Origin of the sequence: Streptomyces sp. NPDC005281 (genome assembly GCF_040607495.1) — a bacterium.
Lineage (GTDB): Bacteria > Actinomycetota > Actinomycetes > Streptomycetales > Streptomycetaceae > Streptomyces.
Genome location: NZ_JBEXGX010000088.1, coordinates 1 through 3735 on the forward strand (window position 1 = coordinate 1; position 3735 = coordinate 3735).

General features: G+C 71.9%; 3 protein-coding genes. All 3 read left to right on the forward strand.

Annotation, left to right across the window (positions count from 1 at the left end):
• The coding region (locus ABZV42_RS42070; RefSeq protein WP_356057542.1) for an alpha-glucosidase C-terminal domain-containing protein at positions 1-462 on the forward strand (462 nt) is incomplete at its 5' end.
• Between the two features lie 423 nt (positions 463-885).
• Positions 886-2292 carry a phosphotransferase gene (locus ABZV42_RS42075; protein ID WP_356057544.1) on the forward strand — a complete coding sequence of 469 codons (1407 nt, stop codon included), beginning with the start codon at positions 886-888 and terminating at the stop codon, positions 2290-2292.
• A 46-nt stretch (positions 2293-2338) separates the two neighbouring features.
• On the forward strand, positions 2339-3735 hold a 1397-nt coding region (locus tag ABZV42_RS42080), incomplete at its 3' end, for an alpha-amylase family glycosyl hydrolase (protein ID WP_356057546.1).

Below are 3735 nucleotides of genomic sequence, written 5' to 3' on the forward strand. Positions count from 1 at the left end.
AACGCCGGCTTCTCCTCCAGCGACCCCGGCCGCCTCTTCCTCCCCACGATCATGGACCCCGTCTACGGCTACCAGGTCACCAACGTCGAAGCCTCCATGTCGTCACCCTCGTCACTGCTCCACTGGACCCGCCGCATGATCGAGATCCGCAAACAGAACAGGGCCTTCGGACTCGGCTCCTACACCGAACTCCAGTCCTCCAACCCCGCCGTCCTCGCCTTCCTGCGCGAGGCACCCCCGGCCGAGGGCGAGGGCGAGGGGGACGACGACCTCGTCCTGTGCGTGCACAACTTCTCCCGGTTCGCCCAGCCCACCGAACTCGACCTGCGCGAGTTCAACGGCCGCCACCCGGTCGAGCTCATCGGCGGCGTGCGCTTCCCCGCCATCGGCGAACTGCCCTACCTGCTCACCCTCGCCGGACACGGCTTCTACTGGTTCCGTCTCCGCAAGGAAGCCGTCTGACGGCCTGCCCAGGATGCCCGTCCGCGTCCGGACCCCACCCGGGACTCCGGACACGGACGCCACCCCGGTCCGTGCCGAACGCACACCTCGCGACGCGCTCAACTCGGCTGCACGAAACGTCAGTTGGAATTTACCGGTCTCGAACACCCCGCAAAGCGAACGGAATTCCCGGCGCGAATCGGCGGTTCGACGCACCGGCGGATGCGGACGCCCCGGTCACACGCGGCACGCACGGGCGGGAGTGAACGTCGCGAGGGTGTCCAGGTCTGGTGTCACACACCGGAATTGGACACCCTTGTGCCATGTCCGCAGGAAATCTCCCGGACACACGCGACCGAAAAGGCCTCCGGGCGGGGCGGTTTCCACCGCTGAGTCCGGGGCACGCATGAGGAACACCCCGACCCCGGGGAAAGGACGCGACCCATGTCGGAAGCCGTCACACGCACCGCACCCCCAGGTTCCGGCCTTCTGGCGTCCCTGGATCCGTTGCTGCGGGACTGGCTGCCGCGGCAGCGCTGGTTCGCAGGCAAGGGACGGCCCGTCACCGGGCTCTCGCTCGTCGCCGCCACCGAGTTGCTGCCGCCGAACGGCCCGCTCGGCCTCTATCACCTGCTGGCGCGTGCCCACCAGCCGCCCGTGCCGGGCGCTCCGGCCGTCCCCGGTGACTGCTACCAGCTGCTGATCGGCGTGCGCGAGGCGCTGCCGCCGCGGCTGGCCCCGGCCCTGATCGGGCACATGAACGAGGGGCCGCTCGCCGGACGCGCGGTGTACGAGGCCCTCTACGACCCCCAGCCCGCCGATGTGCTCCTGGAAGCCCTGCGCTCCCGGGCCCGCATCGGCGGGCTGCGTTTCGAGCGGGACACCGGGCAGGAGATACGGCCCGGTCTCGTACCGCGGATGATGACCGCCGAGCAGTCCAACTCCTCGGTGGTCTACGGGGACACGTTCATCCTCAAGTTACTGCGACGGGTCGTGCCCGGGATCAACCCCGACCTCGAACTGCCGCTGGCCCTGGCCCGCGAGGACTGCTCACGGGTTCCGGCGCCCACCGCCTGGCTTCGGGCGGAGCTGTCCGGACAGTCGTACGTCCTGGGTGTGCTCCAGCCGTTCGTGCAGGGCGCCTCGGACGGCTGGGAGCTGGCGCTGCGCGAGCTCGCCAAGGGTGAGGACTTCGCCGCCGAGGCGCGGGCGCTGGGGCGAGCCACCGCCGAGGTGCACACGGCACTCGCCCGTGCGCTGCCCGTGGTGACCCTGGGCCACGCCCAGTTGCGGCCGCTGGTCGACACCATGACCGAGCGGCTGGACGCCGCCGCGCAGGCGGTGCCCGTGCTCCGGCCCCACGCACCCGGGCTGCGGACCGCGTTCGAGGCGCTGGCAGGTCTGTCCGCCGAGGGTCACTCGTGGACGGCCCAGCGCGTCCACGGCGATCTGCATCTCGGCCAGTGCCTGCGCTCCCCGGACGGGGAGTGGTCGCTCATCGACTTCGAGGGCGAACCGTCGAAACCCCTCGCCGAGCGCCGTATGCCCCAGCCCCCGGCGCGCGACATCGCGGGCATGCTCCGCTCCTTCGACTACGCGGCCCACTCCGTGCCCCAGGTACCGGGCGCGGCCGGGACACCGTCGGCGTCCGGCTGGGCCGACATCTGCCGGGCCGCCTACTGCACCGGATACGCCCAGGTCAGCGGCGTCGACCCGCGCACCGATCCCGTGTTACTGCGCGCCTTCGAGACGGACAAGGCGGTGTACGAGGTCGTGTACGAGGCCCGGCATCGCCCGGACTGGCTGCCGGTCCCGCTGGCGGCGGTACGACGGCTGGCCGCGTCGCCCTGATCCCCCTGTGCCCTGCCCAGCTCACTCGCCCGAGGAGGCCCCGCCCGTGACGCCCCGCCCCCGGTCCGACGACACCCCGAAGAAGACCAGCGCCAAGAAGGCCAGAACGAAGAAACCGTCCGCCGAGGACAGCCCGCCCACCGAGCGACCGACGGCCGAGAGGCCGGCTCCCGAGAGGCCGGCTCCCGAGAGGGCGATAGCCGAGGGGTCGGCCGGGGGGCGGGACGCGGCCGGTCCCGTGCGCGCCGGAAGCGGCCTCCCCGTCGGCGGGACGGATCCCGGCGAGCCCGATCCTGGCCCCGCACCGACCGGAAGCGGTCCCGCACCGACGGAGATCCATCCCCTACCGGCCGGGACCAGTCCTATACCGGCCGGCACCATCTCTGCTCCCGCCGGGAACGGCCCCGCACCCGCCGGAAGCGGTCCCGTACCGCCGGTGGGTGGGTTCGGTGTCGCCGGTGTCGGCCCGGTGGACCGGCAGCGGCTGCTCGACGGTACGCATCACGATCCGCACGGAGTGCTGGGTGCCCATCCGGTTGCGGAGGGCGTCGCCTTCCGTGTCTTCCGCCCGTACGCGCTCGGGGTCACGGTGGTCACGGACGATCTGCGCGCGGACCTGCGCGACGACGGGGACGGCTTCTTCTCGGGGCTGCTGCCGCTGCGCGCGGTCCCGGACACGTACCGGCTGCTCGTGGCATACGAGGGGACGGTGCTGGAGACCGAGGACGCGTACCGGTTCCTGCCCGCGCTCGGCGATCTGGACCTGCACCTGATCGGCGAGGGCCGGCACGAGGAGCTGTGGCGGGCGCTCGGCGCCGAGCCGATGACCCACGAGGATGTCGAGGGAACGCGGTTCACCGTGTGGGCGCCGAACGCGCGCGGCGTCCGGGTGGCCGGCACGTTCAACTTCTGGGACGGCACGGGACATCCGATGCGGTCGCTGGGCTCCTCCGGAGTGTGGGAGCTGTTCGTTCCGGCGGTCGGGGAGGGCGAGCTGTACAAGTTCGACATCACCCGCCCCGACGGCTCCCGCACCCGGCGCGCCGACCCGATGGCCCGCCACACCGAGGCGCCGCCCGCCACGTCGTCGATCGTCCACGCGTCCCACCACACCTGGCTGGACGAGGAGTGGATGGCGAGGAGGGGGGACCGGCCGGCCCATGAGGCCCCGTTCTCGGTGTACGAGGTGCATCTGCCTTCCTGGCGGCCAGGGCTGACGTACCGTCAACTCGCCGACCAGCTGCCCGCGTACGTCTCCGATCTCGGCTTCACCCATGTCGAGCTGATGCCGGTCGCCGAGCATCCCTTCGGCGGCTCCTGGGGCTACCAGGTGACCGGCTTCTACGCGCCCACCGCCCGCCTGGGCACCCCCGACGACTTCAAGCACCTCGTCGACGCCCTCCACCGCGCCGGAATCGGCGTCCTCATGGACTGGGTCCCCGC